This window comes from Thalassoroseus sp., from assembly GCF_984380535.1.
The window spans coordinates 284,342-306,217 of the sequence record NZ_CFHRBF010000008.1 but is presented as its reverse complement, the minus strand read 5'-3'; the positions used below and the strand labels follow the sequence as shown (position 1 = coordinate 306,217).

At 54.1% G+C, this 21,876-nt stretch carries 17 protein-coding genes; 9 read left to right on the top strand and 8 right to left on the bottom strand.

Features of this window, described 5'->3' with window-relative positions; translation table 11 throughout:
• The first annotated feature begins 49 nt into the window (after positions 1-49).
• Positions 50-1,273: an FG-GAP repeat domain-containing protein gene (locus tag AC5DDB_RS13290; RefSeq protein WP_491740211.1), complete on the top strand. Its 1,224-nt coding sequence runs from the start codon at positions 50-52 to the stop codon at positions 1,271-1,273.
• Between the two features lie 134 nt (positions 1,274-1,407).
• Here the strand turns inward: AC5DDB_RS13290 and AC5DDB_RS13285 are convergent, their stop codons facing one another.
• On the bottom strand, positions 1,408-2,667 hold the full coding sequence (locus AC5DDB_RS13285; protein WP_491740210.1) for a TIGR02996 domain-containing protein: 1,260 nt from the start codon (positions 2,665-2,667) through the stop codon (positions 1,408-1,410).
• A gap of 196 nt (positions 2,668-2,863) precedes the next feature.
• Here AC5DDB_RS13285 and AC5DDB_RS13280 point away from each other — a divergent pair, with 196 nt between their 5' ends.
• Complete coding sequence (locus AC5DDB_RS13280; RefSeq protein ID WP_491740209.1) at positions 2,864-3,685, top strand: sugar phosphate isomerase/epimerase family protein; 822 nt, start codon at positions 2,864-2,866, stop codon at positions 3,683-3,685.
• Positions 3,686-3,688: 3 nt separating this feature from the next.
• Here AC5DDB_RS13280 and AC5DDB_RS13275 read toward each other — a convergent pair whose 3' ends face one another.
• From AC5DDB_RS13275 to AC5DDB_RS13265, 3 genes are read right to left on the bottom strand one after another with little or no spacing between them, the layout of a single operon-like run.
• Complete coding sequence (locus tag AC5DDB_RS13275; protein ID WP_491740208.1) at positions 3,689-5,155, bottom strand: HTTM domain-containing protein; 1,467 nt, start codon at positions 5,153-5,155, stop codon at positions 3,689-3,691.
• Positions 5,156-5,207: 52 nt separating this feature from the next.
• Positions 5,208-5,576 carry a gamma-glutamylcyclotransferase family protein gene (locus AC5DDB_RS13270; protein WP_491740207.1) on the bottom strand — a complete coding sequence of 123 codons (369 nt, stop codon included), beginning with the start codon at positions 5,574-5,576 and terminating at the stop codon, positions 5,208-5,210.
• 47 nt (positions 5,577-5,623) lie between these two features.
• Positions 5,624-6,553: a DMT family transporter gene (locus AC5DDB_RS13265; RefSeq protein WP_491740206.1), complete on the bottom strand. Its 930-nt coding sequence runs from the start codon at positions 6,551-6,553 to the stop codon at positions 5,624-5,626.
• Positions 6,554-7,605: 1,052 nt separating this feature from the next.
• On the opposite strand from AC5DDB_RS13265, the gene AC5DDB_RS13260 reads away from it, so the two are divergent.
• The gene (locus AC5DDB_RS13260; RefSeq protein WP_491740205.1) at positions 7,606-9,312 is read left to right on the top strand and encodes a sigma-70 family RNA polymerase sigma factor; all 1,707 of its coding nucleotides are present in this window, start codon (positions 7,606-7,608) and stop codon (positions 9,310-9,312) included.
• Between the two features lie 25 nt (positions 9,313-9,337).
• On the top strand, positions 9,338-10,288 hold the full coding sequence (locus AC5DDB_RS13255) for a Gfo/Idh/MocA family oxidoreductase (protein ID WP_491740204.1): 951 nt from the start codon (positions 9,338-9,340) through the stop codon (positions 10,286-10,288).
• A gap of 99 nt (positions 10,289-10,387) precedes the next feature.
• On the opposite strand, the gene AC5DDB_RS13250 is transcribed toward AC5DDB_RS13255, so the two are convergent.
• Both AC5DDB_RS13250 and AC5DDB_RS13245 read right to left on the bottom strand, forming a co-directional pair.
• Positions 10,388-10,690, bottom strand: coding sequence for a hypothetical protein (locus tag AC5DDB_RS13250; RefSeq protein WP_491740203.1), 303 nt, complete (start codon positions 10,688-10,690; stop codon positions 10,388-10,390).
• Between the two features lie 126 nt (positions 10,691-10,816).
• On the bottom strand, positions 10,817-11,770 hold the full coding sequence (locus tag AC5DDB_RS13245) for a D-alanine--D-alanine ligase family protein (RefSeq protein WP_491740202.1): 954 nt from the start codon (positions 11,768-11,770) through the stop codon (positions 10,817-10,819).
• 333 nt (positions 11,771-12,103) lie between these two features.
• Between AC5DDB_RS13245 and AC5DDB_RS13240 the strand changes: the two genes are divergently transcribed.
• A complete protein-coding gene (locus tag AC5DDB_RS13240) occupies positions 12,104-12,760 on the top strand; it encodes a VWA domain-containing protein (protein WP_491740201.1) in 657 nt (218 codons plus the stop codon).
• 104 nt (positions 12,761-12,864) lie between these two features.
• Here AC5DDB_RS13240 and AC5DDB_RS13235 read toward each other — a convergent pair whose 3' ends face one another.
• On the bottom strand, positions 12,865-14,157 hold the full coding sequence (locus tag AC5DDB_RS13235) for a di-heme oxidoredictase family protein (RefSeq protein ID WP_491740200.1): 1,293 nt from the start codon (positions 14,155-14,157) through the stop codon (positions 12,865-12,867).
• 431 nt (positions 14,158-14,588) lie between these two features.
• Here AC5DDB_RS13235 and AC5DDB_RS13230 point away from each other — a divergent pair, with 431 nt between their 5' ends.
• From AC5DDB_RS13230 to AC5DDB_RS13215, 4 genes are all read left to right on the top strand, one after another.
• Positions 14,589-16,250, top strand: a complete 1,662-nt coding sequence (locus tag AC5DDB_RS13230) for a serine/threonine protein kinase (protein ID WP_491740199.1) — start codon at positions 14,589-14,591, stop codon at positions 16,248-16,250.
• Positions 16,251-16,941: 691 nt separating this feature from the next.
• On the top strand, positions 16,942-19,326 hold the full coding sequence (locus AC5DDB_RS13225; RefSeq protein WP_491740198.1) for a redoxin domain-containing protein: 2,385 nt from the start codon (positions 16,942-16,944) through the stop codon (positions 19,324-19,326).
• 143 nt (positions 19,327-19,469) lie between these two features.
• Entirely contained in the window at positions 19,470-19,766 is a 297-nt protein-coding gene (locus AC5DDB_RS13220; protein ID WP_491740197.1) for a hypothetical protein, read from the top strand.
• Positions 19,766-20,302, top strand: a complete 537-nt coding sequence (locus AC5DDB_RS13215) for a thermonuclease family protein (protein WP_491740196.1) — start codon at positions 19,766-19,768, stop codon at positions 20,300-20,302. The genes AC5DDB_RS13220 and AC5DDB_RS13215 overlap by 1 nt, the downstream gene beginning before the upstream one ends.
• Here AC5DDB_RS13215 and AC5DDB_RS13210 read toward each other — a convergent pair.
• Positions 20,299-21,750, bottom strand: a complete 1,452-nt coding sequence (locus tag AC5DDB_RS13210) for a PP2C family protein-serine/threonine phosphatase (protein ID WP_491740195.1) — start codon at positions 21,748-21,750, stop codon at positions 20,299-20,301. The genes AC5DDB_RS13215 and AC5DDB_RS13210 overlap by 4 nt on opposite strands.
• Between the last annotated feature and the right edge of the window lie 126 nt (positions 21,751-21,876).

The window sequence follows — 21,876 nt, the reverse complement described above, 5'->3', positions numbered from 1 at the left end:
CAATGCAACCAATCCACACAACTGCTTCTCATTCACTGGGAGTTTCGGGATGGTGCGTTTTCTGATTATGACGATTGTTCTCGGAAATCTATCCGGTCAACTGGCGTACGCGGATGGCTTTCCGGAGTTCGAAGCCGTGACGATCGATCCACATGCGGGCGAAGTCGTGTACGCCGTTACCGTGGCCGACGTGAACACCGACAAGAAACCCGATATCGTCGCCCTCACCGAAACTCAAGTGATTTGGTACGAAGCTCCGACGTGGACGAAACACGTCATTCTCGACAATCAAACCCAACCCGATAACGTCTGCTTCGCCCCGCATGATATCGACGGCGATGGGCAAATCGATTTCGCGGTCGGTGCGGGTTGGCTCCACGGCAAAAACACCGGCACGATTCAGTGGATCACGCGGGGCAAGAACCCGGACGACAAGTGGTCCGTGCATTTCATCGGTGAAATCCCGTGGACGCACCGTATGCGTTGGGCCGACGTGCTTGGCAACGGTCAGAAGCAACTCGTCGTCAGTCCGCTCAACAAAACCGAAGGTAACGGTGTGAATCTCACCGCGTTCAGCATCCCTGATGATCCCAAATCCGACGCTTGGCCACGAACGGTGCTTAACGATTCGCTCGATAAAATGCACAACCACTGGCATCACCGAACCGACAACCAGACTCACACTCTCACCGCAAGTGCCGAAGGCGTGTACTTCATCCGCAAGCATGAGCCGGACGATGGTTCGGGAGGGCTCCGTGTTGGCAAGCCTGATAAGATCGTCAACGGATTTGAGGCGACCAAGATTCCACAAAGTCGCGGTGCTGGCGAGGTCAAATCGGTCTGGATGCAGCATGATGTCCACCGTATCCCAGGTCGCTATTCATTAGTGGCAGCGATCGAACCAATGCATGGCAATACACTGGCTGTGTATTCGCTTGGTAGCTCCAAACGAATTGTGCTCGACGACACGCTTGGTCGTGGCCATGCGTTGTGGGCAGCTGATGTAGATGGAGATCGTTCTGCGGAAATCATTCTCGGTCACAGCGATCCTGCCACAGGTAAGATCAAAGGCCCCGGAATCTACATCTACGACTCACCAGATCAAACCGGCGAAACGTGGACTAAACATGTCATCGACGATGGCGGCATTGCCACGGAGGACTTAGTCGCCGAAGACCTCAACGGTGACGGCAAAATCGACATCGTCGCCGGCGGCCGCGCAACACACAACGTGAAACTGTATCTCAACCGCGGGACGTCGGAATCCAAGTGACATGATCGATGACGCTGTCAAGACATTGGTTTTGGGGTGCCACTGGCTATGCCAGTGCAAACCATCACTAGCAGTCATTGGGTGAACGCCTCGCAAAGCCAGTGGTACCCATTTCGAAAGCAAGAAACGAAAATCTAAGGCCGACTAAACTTACACACGCCGACCCCAAAATGTTTCCGCAGGGCTTTTTGTGTGTTCTTGCTGATTTCGTTCTGGGACAAATCGAGCACTAGCAAATTGTTTAAGTAAGGCGATTTGGCAATCGCTTGGGCTGCAACATCGGTGAGATTGTTACGGACTAAACTTAGCACTCTGAGGTTTTGCATACGTTCCGAGTCAGCAAAGATCGAAACACCGGAATCTCCAACTTGGCAGTTATCTAATCGCAGGGTTTTGAGTGAAGCGAACTGCGCGATCCGGTCGGCACCATCGTCATCGATCGAACACCCCTGAACTTGAAGTTGCTCGGTTTGCATGATTGCCGGATTGGGAAACAGCAATCTGGGGATCGATTGGTTCGACTCAACGCCCGGGATCGAGAATGCGAGTGATCGGAGTTCCGGCAATCGGGAATGATTGCCAAGTAATTGCAGCCGTTTTCGACTGACACGCTCGAAATACCCCCAGGAGTTCAATGCGAGTCTTTGCAAATTTGGAAACCGAGAATTCGATAGCAAACCATTGATGAAATCATGCTCCAAATCGTTCACGTGGATCACAAAGGATTTGAGCGAAGACAGTACGCCGCTACGAAACACGACTCCCCAATTCCACTGGTTCCGCCAGACGCGATGTGCGAACTCGATTTCATGGATATGACGCGCCGACATCTCGGCCAACATGTCAAAGTGATGTGGTTCCATTCCCCACCAATTCAACCGAAGTTTTTGCAACGACGCTAGCTGTGGCGCGGTGATGAGCTTTCGCCAACCGATGTCAGTCATCTTGCGGATGTCTAGGGAAAGCTCGCGCAGTCCACTCCATTCCTGAGCCGATCGAAGTGGCGAAACATGTTTGGTGGCGAGTGCCATGATGTTCAGCACGCGAATCGGTGCGAGGGAGAAGATGTCTTTTCGGCGTTCGAGAAATTGATTCGAACCCAGCACGATGTTCTCGACGAATCCGCGATAGAACTTCGGGTGCTGTGTGAGTTCTTTCAGCGGACCGAGCCATTCGTCTTTGTAGCGTTTGAGGAGTGTTTGTTCGCGTTTGTAGAGCGGGCGGAATCGTTCGTCTTCTTCAGTCAGCGGGAAGAGTTCGCATTGCACACGAATCAACTCGCCACGCGGATCGCCTTGTTCGTCGAGCCAATCTGCATACGCCAACCGGGGCAGATCGTTATCGGGATCTTCGAGAACGGCTTGCAAGAATGCTTGTTCGGCGGATGTGGACATGGAGCAACTTTCGTCTGCCGATGCAGCCAAAACAGCTAGTGATTCCCTGGGACCTTGATGAATACACGAAACGCACAAATGTCGCTACCGGATCTGAGGATGTCCCCTAGTTTCCGAGGGATTGCCCGGTTAATCTGCACGCATCAACTTTGATGCCAATCGCCAGACGCGAGAGAATAGACAAGGGTTCGGAACGATGCGACTCGGATTGATCAACTCGGCTTGGGCACAAGCTGGTCGGGATACGAAGTGGGGGATTCAGAAGACGAAGGAACTCGGCTTCGACTCGATTGATATCTTCACCGATCCGCTCGACATCGATATTCGCGAACGTTGCCTGATTAAACGCGAGTGTGATCGCGTGGGGTTGCCGATTGTGTCGATCTGTTGCGTTGCGGTCGGACTGATCGATTTCAACCCCAGCGTGCGACGGTTTCACTTGAGTCGCGTGAAATCGTACCTTGATCTCGCATACGAGTATGAAGCCGAGAATGTATTGCTTGTGTTGGGGGAGTACATTTGGAACCGGGAAGTCATTCCCCCGTCCGAGCAATGGCAAGCTGGCGTGGAATGTTGCCGCGAACTGGCTGACTACGCCGCTGAACGCAATCTGAAAATCGCGTTGGAATTGGAGCCGTTTCCGCTATCGTTGTTGAATGATGTCGACAGTATGAAACGGTTTCTTGATGACGTGAACCACCCGGCGTGCCAAGCGAATATCGATGTGTCTCATTTGGTGCTCAGTGGTGTTGAACCGTGCGAGTTGGAGAAACTTCGCGGCCAAGCCATTCATGTGCACATTTCTGATTGCGATGGCCAAGTCCACGGCGACTTGCCACCCGGTCGCGGTGTTGTCGACTTCCCGCCCTATTTGGAAGCGATTAAACAACTCGACATCAATGGTTGTGTTTCGATCGAGTTGGAGTACTCACCGGACCCAGAGCGTATTGAAGAGTGGGTCACAGAGGCGTACCAAGAAACCGATCGACTCATGCAAGCGATTGGTTTGCGAACGTAATTCTCAGCGTCGCTTTGGCGTTGGCAACGGGACCGAGAGCGGGCGAATCCAGTCGGCGTGCCACAGGTTTCGCGGCGTGCGTAGCAAGTTTTGATTCGGGTCGATCAAAGGTTGCGGGATGCGTCCGTTAAGCGAGACTTGGGAATCCGCAAACACGCCCATGGGTTCCTCACCCGCTAGCCGCACTTGATTCGCGATGTACTCCGCCAACTGCAGCAACATATCCGGCTTGGTAGCCGCCGATCGTAATTGATGACTGCTCAGGTTCAGGTCTACAGGCGGCGGGTCTTTGATGGGTTCGCCGATCACATTCGTTGCAGAGAGTCGCAGCTGAAAATCATGTCGTTGCAGTTCGGCGTCCCAGATCGGTACTAGTTCCCATTGCAGCATCAAGCCTGACTCAGTTGGCACTTTGAGGACGAGCGAATCGGCCGACTTATCGCGAAGTTTCATATGCCATGCGAACCGGTGTCCTTCTTCGGTCCAACTCACATTGCCGGGGTAAAGCCAGTGACGGAGCGGGACCAAACACTGCACACCGACCCAGACGCCGAGCAATCCGAGAATCCATCGTTGTCGACGGGGTGAGGGAATCGTCCAGTTGGATATCTTGGTTTTTTTTGCCCTCTTGGAATCTTCGGTTGGCTCGGAAATTGCGAGCCACTCCGATGGCAAGAACACGATCGAGGCGGCCATCATCAACCAGGGGAAGATGCCGATGTGGAAGATCGTGTTGTTCGTCAGATGAAATGCAACAGCCGCGACAAATGCGGGGATGCGGGTTTGTTTCCAAAGGAGTGCTGGCACAATGAGCAAATCGAATAGCATTCCCCCCCAGGCGAATCCATATACCGTTGGCTCTGAAACGGGTTTGCCGAAGTAATCCGCAAGCCAATACCGAATCGGTTCGCCTCGTAGCCAATCTCCGTTGAGCTTAGCGACCCCCCCAAAAAAGTAGGGCACTGCAATCTGAAAACGTAAAAGCCAGAGTGTCCACGCAGGGACTTGGGTGGTTCGCAATTTTGGTCGCAGCAACACATCTAAAGAACCCGCCCGGTGCATGGGCAGAAAGATCATCAAGAAGCTGATCAAGCTAATGAGATAGAAATGGTTCAAATACGTCGATTGATCGAGCAGAAACACATAGGTGAAGACGAAGAAAAATAGAATCGTCGCGATCCGATAGCACAACCCCAGGCCGATCATGGCCGCCAGGATACCCCAAACAATGAAGTGGATTCGCATGCCCTCACCCGGCCACGCATGCACCCAAGAGAAACCGAAGTATTTGAAGTAGAAATCTGATTCCTGAAACTGCGTCGTGTACCAACCGAAATTGAGATAGCGAGTCGCCTCCCACACCATCACCGCACCGAACGCCATGCGAAAGAAAACGAGCATGCCGATGTCGACCGGCTCGAACAGTCGCCGAGTCCAGTGTTGATCGGTTGGTGCAGTTGTTGCAGTCATTGGCGAAGAGTTCGGCTAGTTTGAGGTGGTGCTAGCGGGTGCCAATCGAGTTTCAAATCCACTGGCTTCCGCAATCCGGCATTCCGCTTGCGTCTTGATGATAAAAGTACGCTACAGCAGCGGTTTGATGATAGGGAGTTTGCAATTCGATCGGCTCGCGACGGTACAAGTCCTCGTCGACGGCTTCAATTTCATCCAGGCGTTGCAAACAGTCGGCATCGACCGCATAGAGTTCGCCTTGTATCGAGTTGCCGGATTCGTTTTGCAGCAAACCGGGATACTCACCGCAGTTCACTAACCGGTATTTTGCCACTGTATAGGCTTCACCAATGAACCGTTGATCGGCCAACGCCCCTGCCCGACAAAACCCGCGTTTCAAAGTGCCATAGACGAAGACAAACGTGAAAGTATTGGTACTCATTTCGGTTAGTCGCTTTTGGCCTGTTGTGCATTTGTGACTCGCAAAGCTCACCCCGCGCGGTTGATGATCGCAATGCCGGTGGCGACGGAGACGCCGGAGAGGATCAGCCACGGTGAGAGTGGATCACCACGGAAGAAGTGCGCGAAGCAGATGCCGAACAGTGGTGTCGCGACGCTATAGATCGCCACTTGGGCAGCCGTGTAACGGGTCAGCAACACTGCTTGCACACCAAAACAGAATCCGCCCACGACCACACCTTGATAGAATAACGCAGCCACAGTGACCGGGTTGCCGGCGGCTTCTAACAGACTCGGCAGGTGGACATTCTCAACGAGCGGGCTACAAACAAAAAACAACACCGCACCGATAAGGTCATGCCAAAACATGACGGCGGTCGGTTCAGCTTTCATCACCGCGTGTTTCGTGTAGATCACTTTCACAGCCAGGACTAACGAACTGGCAAGCAGGAACAGATCGCCAGTCAATGTGACAGGGTCACGGGCAGCGTCCTGAGATTCCGGCGAACTGGCCACGATGATGATCAAACTCCCGATGGCTGCACACGCCAGTCCCATGAGTCGAGAGGAGTCGAGTCGTTGCGAACGCAAAACAAAGTGTTCAATACCGGCGATCCAGAAGACAAATGTATTGATCAGCACCGTGGCATGGGAGGCGCTCGTTTGTTGAATCCCCCAGTGGAACAAACCGATTTGCACGAACAGCAAGAAACCCATCCACCAAGCAACATTCCAACCGTGGCGTGATAGTTTCAGAGAGACGCCTCTTGCTTGGCACCAAATCAACATAAAAATCGAAGCTAGAAGGAATCGAATCCCGGCAGCCATAATTGCCGGCACTTGATCCACCGAGAAAGTCACCGCGACTGCGGTTCCACCCCAGAATGCGGCCGTCAGCAATGTGATGGCGGACGCAGACCAAGTCATAGGATGGGGGCGATTCGTGGGTGTCCAGTTCACATTAATCCTAACGGCGGGCCAGATGGAGACTTTTGAGCGGCGGGAATCGTCAGTTGCGAGTTTCCGTTTTCAAGAGCCAAATTCCTAGGCTCCCCCGGAAACGAACCGGGCTTTTCTGAGTGAATTCCCAGGGCGGTTTACCGAAATACGCACGAACAATTGATACGGGATTGGTCAAGGGTCTGCCGAGGCGTTCATCAAAAATTGGGCCTCAATTAACTGTTGAACACGTCGAAACCGTCTGTTTTCTCACAATTGAGAGGTTGACTGATTCCCCGGTGCCTCCGAATAATTTCGAATAACCACGTGAAGGCTCGTGTCGGGTATGTGTTTGCAAGTGCATACTGGTAAAAAACTTACACCATGCCTATCGGGATTCTGCTAGCTATGCGTTTATGGTAATTCATTGATGTGATGGCTGGGTTTCGGTTTTGTAACGCTTCGACTTCAAAGAATTTTTGGATTTTTTTTAGGGATGGCTATTTTTCGGTTTGAAGTGGGCAATGTTCTGGTAGCATTCTCCGCTCAGACGAGCATTACCAATCACGTTTTCACTTTGAAGACGTGAGCGTGTGTCTCGGTCAGCGAATTGATTCGCACGCCGGTTCACAGGTCAAGGTTGATGCTGGTTCTCCAGGATTGAAGGGATGCAGCGATCGAGAACCTGCTTTCAGGCCGTAACCAACCAGTTCGATAGGTTCCACCGAATGGGTTTCTTGCCATCCGGTTGGGGTACTCTTGCCAGCCGTATTCATCGGTGGACTGGTCTGCAGGTGCGGTTGCAGAACATCCCTTCCTCAAGGGGGGCGTCAGTTTTGAGCCCGGTTCTCGGACCGGACTTTGAGTGACAATCGAATGAGTCATCACCATTGATGACGCCCGCAGGGGGCAGCCCTGCATGAGCTTTTTTGGTGAGAATTCATCGTGGGATGAATCTCAAGGTATGTTTTGAGTCAAGAGTCGAACATTGGACATGCGGTGGCGATCTCCGTAGTCCTATTCGTGCAGGGACGTGCGAATCGTTCCGGGTCCTTATTTTCGAGGATGAACCAGTGCATTGTGAAGACGGCCAGCAGGCATTAATCGAGCGTGCAGAAGCGGTCGGTCAGTTGACATTCCAAGAGATCGACGCGTATCTCCCAGACGAAGGGGGCGATCCGACGTTGGTCGATCAATTGGTCCTCGCCTGTGAAGAAGCAGGACTGGAATTGGTCGACGCACCCGAACCGACTCCACCCGCCCCGCCCGTGAGCGAAGCCGACGCGGCTCGCGCTGAGGCGGCCGACGCTCGGCGAATGAAGTCGCTGCTGCCACCGGAGACTGCGGCCCTTTCGTCGCGTGATCCGATCCGGATGTATCTCAGCCAAATGGGCAACATTCCGTTGCTCTCTCGGGAACGAGAAATCTTCCTGGCGAAACAAATTGAAATCACGCGGAAACGTTTCCGTCGCAAAGTCATGGAGTCGGATTTCGCTCTCAAGCAAGCGATCGACATCCTCGACAAAGTCGCTTGTGGCGAACTGCCATTCGAGCGAACACTGCGAACCAGTGAAACCGAGAACGTTCAAAAGGAACAGATTCTTGGTCGGATGCCGCACAATCTGAAAACGTTGAAGCAACTGATGAAGCTCAACGAAGAAGATTACGCGATCGTCACCTCCGCGAACAGCAGTGACGAAGACAAGACGGCTGCCGCCGAACGAATGGTCATTCGTCGTCGCAAGATGTGTACGCTGTGTGAAGAACTCTCCGTTCGTACACAACGCATGCAGCCGATCAAAAAGAAAATGGAGCAAGTCGCCGATCGAATCGGTGAACTCCAACGACAAATTGCGAGTTTGCGAGCCCACCGTCGTGGTGCCGCGGAAGCAGAAATCCTGCAACGCGAACTCGATGACTACGAAACGATGACGTTGGAATCCGCCGACGATTTCCAAGCCCGTATGCGGGAAGTCGGTCGTCGTTACCAAGCTTGGACCGAAGCCAAGCAACAACTCTCTGGCGGTAACTTGCGGTTGGTGGTTTCGATCGCCAAGAAGTACCGCAACCGAGGCTTGTCGTTCCTGGACCTCATTCAGGAAGGCAACGCCGGCCTGATGCGGGGCGTCGAAAAGTACGAATACCGCCGCGGTTACAAGTTCAGCACCTACGCAACTTGGTGGATTCGCCAAGCCATCACGCGAGCGGTTGCTGACCATGCTCGGACCATTCGAATCCCGGTCCACATGTTCCAAAGCATCTCGACGCTCAAAGCCAAAGCGGAAGCGATTCGCCAAGAAACCGGTCGCGATCCGAACATGGAAGAACTCGCCGATGCCGTCGGTTTGACCGTCGAAGAAACCGAACGGATCATGAAGACCTGGAAGCATCCAATCAGCTTGGATACTCCGGTCGGCGAAAGTGAAGATTCCAGCTTTGGCGACTTCCTGGAAGATTCCAGCGAAGGCAGCCCTGCCGATTCCGCGATGCATCAAATGCTGCGGGACAAAATCGAGCATGTGCTTCGCAGCCTGACCTACCGCGAACGCGAGATCATCCGATTGCGTTACGGTCTCGGCGACGGTTACAGCTACACGCTGGAAGAAACCGGTCGTATCTTCAAAGTGACTCGCGAACGGATTCGGCAAATCGAATCCAAGGCTCTCAAAAAGCTACAACACCACACTCGTTCCGACCACTTGCGTGGTTTCGTCGACCAAGACGCCGAGTTCGAAGACGAATTCGAGAACTCGGAAGAGTTGGAAGCCGTCGGCGTTTGAGCCTGAGAGGACGTAACCAACTCGAATGACGCCACGACGAGTTGCGATCGTTGGATTAAACCGGACGGGAATGCATCTGCTTCAGCAGTTACATTCTCGCCCGGATTTTTTCGTGGTTGGGGTTTGCGAAGCGAATTCGCAATTACGGGATGCCGCCAGTCATCTTTGTGACCAGACCGTCGAGAATGTCGACGACTGTGTGCAACTCGATTGGGAAACCGTCGTCATTTGCGACTCGTCGTTCGCAGCAACGCAAACGCTTCTCGCTCAAGCAGGTCGCACGGTGGTATTGGCGGAGCTATCAGCGTTCAAAAGCGATGAATTTCAGCAGCTTCAAGCGGTTGCCGATCGTGGTGATTCTCGCTTGGGGATTGACCGTCCCGATCAAACCGATATCGAGTTTGCGGTCGCGAATGCTGCCGTTTCTGACGGAGAGTTCGGGGCATTGCGGACATTGCACCGCAGTATTTCTTCAGCCGGTGCGGTCGATCCACAACGCAATACTCCGGTTGATGCGTTCGTTGAGTTCGCTTTCAACGATTTGGCTCAGGCCTGGGACTTGTTGATCGCTGCCGAAAGTTCTCTACGCCGAATGACCGTGCAGGCAATTCCGTTACCAGGAATGGACGGCGAGTCAGGCGGGGGGTACTTGTTGCTGCTTCGCGAACCAAATGGCGTTGTTATCGAGATTCGCCGCAGCATCAGTTCGGTCATCTCTGAGGATACCGGTTGGCAAATCGGCGGAACTCATCGCGGGTTCTGTAAGCGTTCAGAGATCATCCGCACATCTGAGGACGAAATCTACGAACTCACGCCGCGGAAACCAGTCGTGCCAGATCCACTAGAGTCACTCGGCGAACCGGCTTCGCAGGAGACACTCGCGGCAATGACCGCCCTGCTGAGATGTTTCGAAGCCTTACAAACGTCGTGGAAACACGACGGCACGATTGAGACCTTCGAGTCTGGTCTCGTTTAGAGCCGTGTCCGTTTTCTCGTAGCGGTTTACGTGGTGTGGAAGTCCGTAAAACTCGAGTTTTTACGCGTCCATTGTGCGACCGACAGATCGGAGTACGGTCTAGCCAGCTTTCTTTTGAGCGGCTTGCTGCGCTTGCAGCACGGGCAGCACTTCGGCGATGACGCGTCGCATGTCCGCAATGATACCGGCTTCCAACTCTGCGGTGGAGATGCCGTCGCAGGCGTGAACGCACGCGGTAATCCGTCGCACCAATTCGCGGTGCTCGGGCGTATCGATCCCGTGAAGTTCACCCTCATGAGAGAGAATGAATTCGGGCGTGTGCTTGGCAGCCAGCAGTGCTTGTTCGGCGACATCCGGTTGAGGAGTCGGCTCGTTGGTGCTGGTTTGTTTTGACTGATCCATAGGATGCGTTTCCCCCGGAAATCCTTTTCGGAAGGAGAACGCCGCATTTTCTGGACGTCCCTGTCCACCCTCATTATCGGCACAGGCGGTCCAGAATCTTAACAATCTTCACCATTTGGCAAATAATTAAGCCGCGACGCGGTGAGCGATCGGCACTCGTTCCAAAGCACGTGAAAGCGTTTGTTCGCACAGTTCGCCTAGCGAAAGACCGATTTTCCGTGCGGCTTTCGGAATCAAACTGTGATCGGTCATGCCGGGGACCGCATTGATTTCCAAGACCCACGGTTCCAAGTGACGATCCAATCGCAAGTCGACGCGGCAAAGTTCGTAAATGCCCACGGACTCGGCGGCTCGCAGGGCCACATTTTCGAGGTAATGCAACACTCGCGGCGGCAAGTCTTCGGCGAATTCGTATCGAGTGTGGTGGTCGGCGTACTTCGCTTCGTAATCGTAGAACGGTCGAGGCGTTTCGATGCGAACCGGTGGCAACGTTTTTCCTGGCAGGATTCCAACCGTCCATTCCGTGCCGTCGACGAACGTTTCCAGAAGGCCATGCTCGCCAAAATGGAAACACTCCGCCAAAGCGGCCGGCAATTCTTCAGCGGTCCGCACGATCGAGACGCCTAAGCTCGATCCTTGTCGATCCGGCTTGACGACCATCGGAAAACCGAGGTTGCGAGCCAGCCATTCAATGCGTTCTGCATCGTCGGATTGATGAATCACCACACTTTCCGGTGTGGGGACATTGGCGTGGCGAAGTCGCTCTTTGCAGGCAGATTTGCTGAAAGTGACTTCAGCGGCAATGGAATCGCATCCGGTGAGTGGGATACCCAGCGACTCTAGAATCCGCTGCACTTCTCCATCTTCGCCAAACTCGCCATGCAACGCGTTGAACGCCACATCACGAGGTTCCCACGCGAATTCGGTGAGATTGGTTTCATGCGGGTCCAACCAGACGACATGATGCCCGCAGATTCGCAATGCGGTGAGTACCGCTCGTCCGCTCGACAAACTGATTTCCCGTTCGGCGGACGCACCTCCGCCTAAAACCACAATACGACGGTTCGACAGAATTGTCATCGTTCCGCTCCTCCATGATGTCGGTCCGATCATTGGGCACAGGGTTCGAAAATCCGCTTCTCGATGTGCTGGGGGATGATGTCCGGAACTGTCACGGAAAAGTGATGACTTGGTAGACGTTCCCGACGATGCAATCCCAATCCCAATGGGGTATCGATGAGTTTACACAAGCTTCCCAAATTCGCCAAGTGCCTTTTGGCGAGTCTGATTGGAATTTCGTTTGGTTATGAACAGTATAATTGGTGATCCAAACGGACGCGGTTTGCGTTGTCCCAGATTCCCGAGCGGAAGTATCAGGACTAGCATTTACTTGAACTTGACGAGGTGACGCTGATGAATCTCAACAAAACACATATCACAGTTGTACTCGACCGTTCCGGTTCGATGGGGATCATTCGCGATGCCACGATCGAGGCCGTCAATGGATATGTCGCTTCCCAACAACAAGAAGACGGGGAGTGTCTGCTCACGTTGGTGCAGTTCGACGATCAGTATCAGGTCGATTGTGCTTCGATTCCGATCCACGATTTTGAGCCCCTCACTCAGAGGACTTACGAACCACGTGGCAGCACCGCATTGTTAGATGCGATTGGTCGCACGATTATGGAGAACGGACGCCAGTTCGCTGCGATGCGAGAGGAGGACCGGCCGGGGAACGTCTTGTTTGTGATTCAAACAGATGGCCAAGAGAATTCGAGCCGAGAGTTCGACATGAGTCGCATTAACGATTTGATCGCCGAGCATCGAGACAAATACAGTTGGCAGTTCGTGTTCCTCGGGGCCGATCAAGATGCGATTGCCTCCGCGGGAGCGATGGGGATTGCGGCGGCCTCTTCGCTGGCGTACACGGGGAGTGCACGTGGTCAGCAGGCGGCTTTCGAGGCCGTGGCGAAGAACACGTCCAAATTCCGCAAAGCACGATCCGCCGGCATCATGTCGGCCCCAGTCGAGTTCGACGAAACCGACCGCAAGAATTCGATCGACGAGTAGACCAAACCAATCGTGTGCCACGGTTGTGTGAGTCGTGCTTCGAGTTAGTGAATGCTACTCAGCACAATTCACAAATCCGTGGCACACTAATTTTCCGAATGGAATCAGCGGACTTGGGGAGCTCGCAGGCTTCCGAGGAACTTCAACAACGCTGTCCGTTTTGCCGGGCTGAGTTGCCGGTAGTTCTCGCGAGAGAGTTTTGCGGCTCCGTCGTGGCGTTCGATTGCAGCTTGCAGCGTGGGCGATTTGCCGTCGTGGAAATACGGTGCGGAGTCGGCAACACCCCATAGCGGTGGCGTTTGCCATTCTTCCGGTTTCGGGATGTCATCTGGCCAATCGTCGGGAATTGGTGGGCCGTATCCACTACCACTGCCATCGCTTTCTTCGGGTTCCAGACGGTAGATCAAGAAGTCGCTATAGACCCCATCGACTCCCCCAATGTTCGGCGTGTGACATTCCGCACAACCCACGTCATAGAACGACTCTTCGCCCTGTTTGATAATTTTGCAGGCTTCGGGATTGTCGGGCAGCACTTGCTCGGGACGCGGCAACGATTCGACAAATGCGACGAGCCCGTCGAACTGTTCTTGATTGAGGTCCAACTTGGCGGAGGCGTCGGTGACATTCACCCGTGACGAGACAACACTACGCGGGAGCAATTGTTGCTTGAGCGGATTCGACAATCCCATTTCGACCGCACAGGCGACTGCGACGAACTCTTCCAAGTCCGCGAATTGGCCCTTCCAACCGAGTTTGCCGATGCGACCGTCGTCCAAGGAACGGACTTTTCCGGCGGGAATTGCGTTCCAATTGCCTCGAAGTTCCTGACCCATCAGGGAGAGATTGCGTTGCCAACGATTCCAAGTAATTGCCTGATCGCTAATCTTCGATAATTCCCCGACGCCGAAGAGGGCCGGCGTGTTGATGGTTTGGAACGTCAACGGATCGACGCTTGGAATTCGGACTCTACACATACCGTCGTTGGAGACGCCGCCCGGTGTGGCGGGGAATAAGCCGCGGATTAGTTCCGTCGATTCCTGGCAGTCTTCGGAAACTGCCGAGGCATGGACGACGCCTTCGTGGACTCCCTGACCACGTTCAATGGGGGCCACGAGAAACGTAAGGACGTTCTTCGAATTCGGCCCGGCTCCACCGACTCCGCCTTGGAAATGACACGCTACGCAGGATTCCGCATTGTAGACCGGTCCCAAGCCGTCACCTTCGGCGGCGAGTTCGTCGTTCACTTTCCAGGCGTGGGTGAACAAGTCTTGTCCAAGGGAAATCGCTTGCCGATCGGGCGTGTGACCTTGGCTGGCTCGCCATGCCAACCCCACACCGCAAACGGTCGCGACGAGAAACAGAGTTCGCCATAGAACGGGTTTTGAAGGTTTCGGCATTGATCGTCTCCTGGACCGTACTTCAGTCTTCTGTGTCCGCAGGCGACGCGAAAACGAAATTGTTTTCCGACTCCTGCAAGACAAAACCTGCTGCACAAGAAAGTGAAATGTTTCCAACCGTGCCGCGGTTTTGGTTTTCTCGGGATCAATGAATCTGGCCGAACATTGACCCATTTTCACAAGGCAAAACTCACGACCGTGGTTTGTGAACCATTGCAATTTGCGATGCCGCTTTCCTTATGGGACCTGCTTCTATTGAACTTTTGTTTCAAAAGATTTCAAAAACTCGGCAATTGTTCCAAGTTGCATCTCGCGGGCACTTACGGAAAAATGGACAGTTCCAGGCGGACCGGTGGAATCGTGTGCAACCAGGTCCGTTTCCAGTCACGATCATGGCACCCATCACGGCTTTGAGGTCTCGGAGTAGCGGAATGGCCACGGCCAAACGCAGGATCGGCCCATTCGAAATCGAGCGAAAGCTCGGCGATGGCGGTATGGGGGTCGTGTATCTCGCGAAGTACCTCAAAGATAATCGCTGGGTCGCGCTGAAGGTGCTCACGCCGACAATGTCGTCCGATACCAAGTTACGGGCGCGTTTCACTCGTGAGATGGAGATCCTCAAGAAGCTTCGACACAAACACATCGTGCGGTATTTTGGTGGCGGGACGATCGACGGCCAAACCTTCTACGCGATGGAATACATTGACGGTGGCAGCGTTGAAGACTTGCTAGAGAAACGCGGACGACTCGGTTGGGAACGGGTGATCGAGTTAACACGCGCGATTTGCAAAGGATTGGAATACGCCCACGAAGCGGGGATCATCCATCGGGATTTGAAACCGGCGAACTTGTTTCTGACCAAAAAGGGACAACTGAAAATCGGTGATTTCGGGATCGCACAAGACACCAATGCGACGGCACTCACCGCACCGGGAAGCACAGTGGGTACGTATGCATATATGGCCCCCGAGCAAATCACCGGGAAGAAACCGATTTCCCGCAAAACCGATTTGTACGCTTTGGGCTGCGTGATGTACGAGATGCTCACGCTCCGCACGCCCTACGAACACGACACGATGCCGGCCATGTTGATGGCTCATCTCAAGGAGGAACCCGAACGGCTGACAAGTTTCGCGATTGACTGCCCGTTCTGGTTGGAGGCACTCATCGATAAATTGATGGCCAAAGACCCCGACGATCGTTACTTCGATGCCTTAGCAGTGCAGGTGGCACTCGACGATGTCGGGCAACGAGTCGCCCAGCGAACAGCGGTTTCCGGGGCCACCAAAGGCGGCGACGGTCGTACCTCCATCGCGCCGGGTTCGCCAACTGTCGAAATGCAAGGTCGCAAGAAACGCAAGAAGAAGAAAAAAGACGCCGGTCCGATCTGGGAACGGACATGGTTTCTCGTTGCGTGTTTGGCGGGGCTCATTGGATTTGTCGCTTGGTCGGTTTGGCCAATGAGCGAACAACAGCTTTATGAGGAAGCTAAGACGTTGATGGCGTCGGAAAACATCGATGATTGGCGAACCGCCCGCGAAAAATTCATCGATCCCCTGCAAACTCGGTTTCCCAACAGCCAGTTCAACCCGGAAGTCCGCGAATGGCTAGACCGCATTGAAATGGATTTAGCACTGCGACAATCCATGAGTCGCAAGGAACGCGGCATCGATCCGAAATCGGTCGCGGAAGCTCAGTTTATGGAAGCCCAGGATTTCGAGGAATTCGGCGACTTGGCATTTGCGGATACGAAGTACGCGCAGTTGATCGAATCGGTTCAAGGGAATGAAGAAGCCCGTCCGTTTCGCTTGCTGGCGGAGAAACATCGCGGGCAAATCGCCGATCGGCAAACCGATCCGCCGCTCACGTCGGTCGAGTTCGTCAATCAACAACTCCGCGAAGCAGAGACGGCGTTTTTGGAAGATCGATTGCTCGAAGCCCAAAAGATTTGGCGGCGGATCAACAATCTTTACAAGAACAACCCCTCCTACCGGAAGCAAGTCGAGCACAGCGTCAACCGCCTCGCCGGCAAAGAAGTCCGACCACTCGAAGAAGTTCTGCAGAGTGACCCTTCGGACATCGAAGGAACGTAGGGGACGTCGCGTCCAATTTCACATTTCTCAGCGTGAACGGGTGCCACTACGGGAAATTGCATCGATATAGCGTCGTGGGTGGCATGCCCACGGTTTTACGTGGGCATGATTGGACATTCAAACATCGCTGGCCCATGCCCACCCCAAACGGTGAGCATGCCACCCAAGTATTAACCACATCGAATGTCACGTAATATTGTCTTAAATACAGGCAATTTCCGGCACTGCTGGCGTCCAATGGGTGCCACTGCTGGATTGTCCAGCAGTGTTTTCAGCGACTCCCAGACCGCTGGTCACTCGCACTGCTAGGCCAGCTAGCAGTGGCACACAACTCCCTCATTTGTAATCGTTTGTGGCAGAGGTTCGCGCGATACAATCGATGGAGAAGGAAGTCGGGTGGCATGCCCACAGCTCGGTGTGGGCATGGGCCAGAGAGACTCGAATGTCGAATCATGTCCATGCAAAGCCATTGACATGCCACCCTTTCCATTTTGCAAATGTGAGGTGTTACGCGACGCGTCGCGAGATTCATCCGGTTATGTGAATTCGGTGAAACTGTACGGGTGACGTCTGCGAAAATGACCGCAATGGGGATTTTGCCCGGTTCGCCGGTAGACATTTCCACGCGAGCATCGAAAATAGATGAATTCGTTTCTTCCGATTTGTTCCGTGTTCAGAGAGTGAGCGTCGCATGCCCCGTTGGATTGCCTTTTCGTTGGCTTGCGTAATGGTCTGTATTGCTGCCGGGTTGGCCTGGGCGGACGATTCCCCCGCGAATGCCGAGAAGCAGGTGGAGTCCGGTCATTCTTTCCACGGCGAAGCCTTCAACGAAGGCCCTCGACAAGCAGCGTACTTGATGGACGGCACCGGGGCGGTTCATTTTCCGTGTTCGTCAAAGAACGAACTCGTGCAGAAGTTCATCGATCAAGGCGTTGGGCAGTTGCACGGGTTCTGGTACTTCGAAGCCGAGCGAACCTTCCGGCAAGCCGCCGCGATCGATCCCGATTGTGCCATCGCGTACTGGGGCATGGCGATGGCGAACACCAAGAACTCAAGCCGAGCAAAAGGCTTCATCGAGGAAGCCGTCGAACGTTTGGACCACGCCGACGCCCGCGAGAAGGCCTACATCAATGCATTGAACGAGTACTGGAACCCGAAGAAGAAAGACAAAGACGCCAAAGACCGCAAACGTGATTACGTGAAAGCGTTGGAAGAGATCTCGCTGGATCATCCCGACGACATCGAAGCCAAGGCGTTTCTGTGTTTGGCATTGTACGAATACCGCCGCGATTTGGATTTGCCGAGTAACCTCACGATCAATGCGTTGATCGGTGAAGTGTTGGCGGCGAATCCGTTGCATCCAGTGCATCATTACCGCATTCACTTATGGGACTACAAGAAGCCCGCGCGGGCATTGGAGTCGGCCGCGAAGTGTGGGGAATCCGCACCGGGGATTGCTCACATGTGGCACATGCCGGGGCATATTTACTCGCGACTCAAACGTTACCACGATGCCGCTTGGCAACAGGAAGCGTCTGCGCGTGTCGATCACGCTCACATGATTCGCGATCGGGTACTGCCTGATCAGATTCACAACTTCGCCCACAACAACGAATGGCTCACGCGGAACTTGTTGCACGTCGGTCGGATTCACGATGCTCTCGACTTGGCCAAAAACATGACCGAGTTGCCTCATCATCCGAAGTACAACCGGATCGACAAATCCGGTTCGTCGGCATCGTACGGCCGTCTGCGATTGTTCGATGTGCTCTCCGAAGCGGAACTGTGGGACGAGTTGATTCAACTCGCGCACACATCATACTTGGCACCGACGGACAACATCGGCGAACAAATCAAACGCCTGCGGTATTTGGGACGCGCCCAGTACGGGGTCGGTGATTTCCAGGCGGCGAAGCAAACACGTGGCGAACTGGAGAAACTGCAAACCGCTCAAAAAGCCAAGCAAGACGAAGCGGTCAAGAAGGCCAGTGAGAAAGCGTTGGCCGATGCGAAAGACAAGGACGAAAAAGCCCGTAAGAAGGCGGTTGCCGATGCGGAGTCGAACGCTCGCAAATCGTTCAGTTCGACATTGCGATCACTCACACAAGCCCTGAACGAATTGGATGGCCGCCAAGCCATTGCTGACGAAGACATTCAAAAGGGATATGACTTGCTGCGAAAAGCCGGTCGTGCCGACCCGTTCGAAATGGCGGAACTCAAACGGCAACTTGGCAAAGAAAAGGAGGCCGAGAAAGACGCAGCCTCGCAAGTCAAACGCAACGAAAACGAAGCGTTGCCTTTGGCAAAAGCAATTGCCCTTCAATGGCGACTTGGCAACAAGGACGCCGCGAAGAAATCGTTCGAGGAATTACGAACTGTCGGTGGAACGGCCGATCTCGATACCCCTGTGTTCGCTGCCCTCGCACCGATCGCGAAAGAACTTGGCTTCCCAACCGACTGGCGAACACCTCAACCTCGACCCGACGATTTCGGTTCACGACCGAATCTGGATGATCTCGGTCCATTCCGTTGGCATCCGTCGCCGGCGGAATCATGGTCGCTCCCGGATGCCGAAGGACACATGCATTCGTTGGCTTCGTACCGGGGCAAACCGGTGGTGGTAATCTTCTACTTGGGAGCCGGTTGCCTGCACTGTGCGGAACAACTTCAGGCGTTCGGTCCGAAGACGCAAGAGTTCCGCGATGCAGGAATTGAACTCATCGCGATCAGCACTGACGACATGAAGAATCTCCAGCGTTCACACGAGAATTATCGCGACGGCGTGTTCCCGTTCCCATTGGTTTCCGATGCGGACGAAGACGTCTTCAAGGCGTATCGCTGCTTCGATGATTTCGAAGGCTTCGCGATGCATGGCACGTTCCTCATCGATGAAACCGGGCTCGTGCGGTGGCAAGACATTAGCTACGAACCATTCATGAATCCTGATTTCGTGCTGAAGGAAGCTGACCGACTTCTCGGCAAACCGAATACGAACACCGTCATTACGTCTTTGAAACCGACGACTCCCGCCGTTGCGGAAAAACAACGTAGAGATCGGCCGGAAAGCCAGAAATAATTCGACAATATTCGTTTGTAAGAAATTTCAAACAGGCAACTAAAAAGCGAAAGACACTCTTTCCCGATTCAGCGGTTTGTGATTAAATCGAGTAGAACAGGTTACGCATCCGCTGTTTGTCTTTCGAGAAGGACTCGAACGCAATGCTCCACTTCACGTGTGATCTCTGCGGCATGAAATTAGGCGAAGAACGTTTTGTGGCGCGGGTTGAGGTGTATCCCGCGTTCGATCCGGAAGAGATCCACGAAGAGGATTTGGACGCCGACCATCTCGAACAAGTTGCCGATGCGTTGGCGGAAATGGAATCGACTGGCGAAACACTCGAAGATTGTGGCTTGCAAGAATTCCGTTACGACCTGTGTCCGAAATGTCACGAAAAGTACCGGACCGATCCGCTCGGGCGTCACATGCCGCGGCGTCTCAACTTCAGCGATAACTGATGCGTCGATCTCGACGACCATGGCCGGTTTGGGTTGTGGTCGTGTTTCTGTTCTTGACCGTCTGGCGAACGCTTTCTCGCCACAATGAATCGACCAACCGGTTACCGTCGACATCGGAAATGGTTCCGGTTGTCCGTGTTGTCGATGGTGACACACTGCTGTTAGAAGACGGGATACGCGTGCGGCTATTGGGTGTCGACACACCGGAGACCAAGCGACCGGATCATCCCGTAGAAGTACTCGGGCCGGAAGCGACGGCCTTTACGAAAAGCTTTATCGGCTCGCAACCGATTCGGTTGGAATACGACCGTGAACGTCGTGATCGGTTTGGCCGAGTGTTGGCGTATGTCTACGTGGGTGATCAACTGCTGAATGAAGAGTTGATTCGCGTCGGTCTCAGCAAAGCAGAAACCCGATTTCCATTTCGTCAGGCGATGAAACAGCGATTCCGCGAGGCCGAGAAACAGGCTCGCGAATCCCGTCGGGGAATCTGGCAATCCGATGACGTCGATGCCCCGAAAGAGTCGATGCGTTAAGCGACCCGCACGACCAGCAGCGTTTGATCGTCGTCGGCAATGGTCCCGCTATTCAACTCGAGCGTTTTCGTGATGGCATCGAGCATGTTCTGTGCGGAGTTTTCGTGGATGTTGGCGAGAATCGCTTCGCTTAATCCAGAGGTTCGCACCATGCGGTCTTTCTGACCGATGGCTTCGGTGATTCCATCGGAGAACAAGATCAGGTAATCGCCGCTTTCGAGTTTTTGCTCGGAGGCTTCGTAATCCGTACCACTGAGCACACCGGTGAGTAATCCGTGCGACTCCATCTCGGTGATGGCAGTTCCCCGGACGAGCAGTGGACAGCAATGACCGGCGTTCGTGTAGCGGAAGGTCTTGCGTTTGCTGTCGAGTACGCCGTAGACCATGCTCATGAATTGGTAAGATTCGGTCAGACGACACAGGGCATCGTTGATTCGACCAATCGCATAAACGGTATCCAACGACTTCGAATCACTCGGATGGCCAAGCACGTTCAGAGCGCCTCGTGCGGCCGCCGACACCATCGAGGCGGCAATTCCATGTCCACTGGCATCGCCAACGGCGAGCACAGTGCGACGTTGGTCCCACGGAATGACCTCGCAGACGTCCCCGCCTAGTTCGGAACAACTGCGACAGAACCCGGCGACTTCGATACCGGATGTCTGTAACTGCAAATCAAGATTCCGACCGATCACATTCGAGGAGGCATACTCGACTTCGCTACGTAACCGCTGGCCGTTCCGCCATTGATGCGTCAAGACTTCCCGTTCGATCGTGGTCGCCAGTTGCACGATGAGCGACTCGATGACTTGCAGTTCGCGTGTAACCGGTTCGCGAGAACGCCGATCGTAAGTCCACAAGGTGCCCAACGGGGTCTCCGGGTCACCCACTCGGAATACGCACGCGGATTGGACGTCTTCGGGAAACCAACGTGAATAGACGGCCGACGTTTTGTGCAACAGAAATTGGCGTCCTTCGATCAGCGAAAGCCAATCCGGTGAATCCGGTTGCATCAGTCGTAACGGTCGAGGGATTTGACGCGGCTCTTGTTGGAACGATTCTCGCAACACCAACCGCCGCCGAGCGGGATCGAGCAGAAACAACGCAGCGCCGCGATAACCCGTGAGGCGGCAGATCATTTTCAGTTGATTCCGGGCCACCGTACGCAGGTCGATGCCATCCGTATCCGCACGTCGAACCTGCAACCAACCGGTGAGTTCCTCCGTCTGTTGAAGGAGTTGGCTTTCGAGATCCCGCACGTCGCCGATGAGTTCTTTGACTTTATCGCAAACGACCGGAAGCGATAGGTCGTTGTTGTTCGGGGCAGAGTTGATCTGTTCGAGTAAACCGAGAACATGCTCAGCCGTTTGCAGCGGGTGCGCATTTGCTACCGCTTCGGGGCAACCCGGTTGATCGGGTTGAGAACTGTCGTTCGTGGTTCGCGACATCGAACGGCCTTTGATGACATATCGGATTGGCAGAGGAGCCTTCTGGTATGACGCTATCATCGACGTGATCGTTGTGCGATCCTGATTCCTTCTCGAGATACTGGGGCTTTAACGGTTGGTCCGATT

What these genes read in the sequence shown, in the direction of transcription:
- AC5DDB_RS13275 (WP_491740208.1), bottom strand. Translation starts at nt 5,155, where the DNA reads ATGACTGCAACAACTGCACCAACCGATCAACACTGGACTCGGCGACTG.
- AC5DDB_RS13285 (WP_491740210.1), bottom strand. Translation starts at nt 2,667, where the DNA reads ATGTCCACATCCGCCGAACAAGCATTCTTGCAAGCCGTTCTCGAAGAT.
- AC5DDB_RS13215 (WP_491740196.1), top strand. Translation starts at nt 19,766, where the DNA reads ATGCGTCGATCTCGACGACCATGGCCGGTTTGGGTTGTGGTCGTGTTT.
- AC5DDB_RS13230 (WP_491740199.1), top strand. Translation starts at nt 14,589, where the DNA reads ATGGCCACGGCCAAACGCAGGATCGGCCCATTCGAAATCGAGCGAAAG.
- AC5DDB_RS13280 (WP_491740209.1), top strand. Translation starts at nt 2,864, where the DNA reads ATGCGACTCGGATTGATCAACTCGGCTTGGGCACAAGCTGGTCGGGAT.
- AC5DDB_RS13270 (WP_491740207.1), bottom strand. Translation starts at nt 5,576, where the DNA reads ATGAGTACCAATACTTTCACGTTTGTCTTCGTCTATGGCACTTTGAAA.
- AC5DDB_RS13245 (WP_491740202.1), bottom strand. Translation starts at nt 11,770, where the DNA reads ATGACAATTCTGTCGAACCGTCGTATTGTGGTTTTAGGCGGAGGTGCG.
- AC5DDB_RS13235 (WP_491740200.1), bottom strand. Translation starts at nt 14,157, where the DNA reads ATGCCGAAACCTTCAAAACCCGTTCTATGGCGAACTCTGTTTCTCGTC.
- AC5DDB_RS13290 (WP_491740211.1), top strand. Translation starts at nt 50, where the DNA reads ATGGTGCGTTTTCTGATTATGACGATTGTTCTCGGAAATCTATCCGGT.
- AC5DDB_RS13255 (WP_491740204.1), top strand. Translation starts at nt 9,338, where the DNA reads ATGACGCCACGACGAGTTGCGATCGTTGGATTAAACCGGACGGGAATG.
- AC5DDB_RS13220 (WP_491740197.1), top strand. Translation starts at nt 19,470, where the DNA reads ATGCTCCACTTCACGTGTGATCTCTGCGGCATGAAATTAGGCGAAGAA.
- AC5DDB_RS13210 (WP_491740195.1), bottom strand. Translation starts at nt 21,750, where the DNA reads ATGTCGCGAACCACGAACGACAGTTCTCAACCCGATCAACCGGGTTGC.
- AC5DDB_RS13250 (WP_491740203.1), bottom strand. Translation starts at nt 10,690, where the DNA reads ATGGATCAGTCAAAACAAACCAGCACCAACGAGCCGACTCCTCAACCG.
- AC5DDB_RS13240 (WP_491740201.1), top strand. Translation starts at nt 12,104, where the DNA reads ATGAATCTCAACAAAACACATATCACAGTTGTACTCGACCGTTCCGGT.
- AC5DDB_RS13225 (WP_491740198.1), top strand. Translation starts at nt 16,942, where the DNA reads ATGCCCCGTTGGATTGCCTTTTCGTTGGCTTGCGTAATGGTCTGTATT.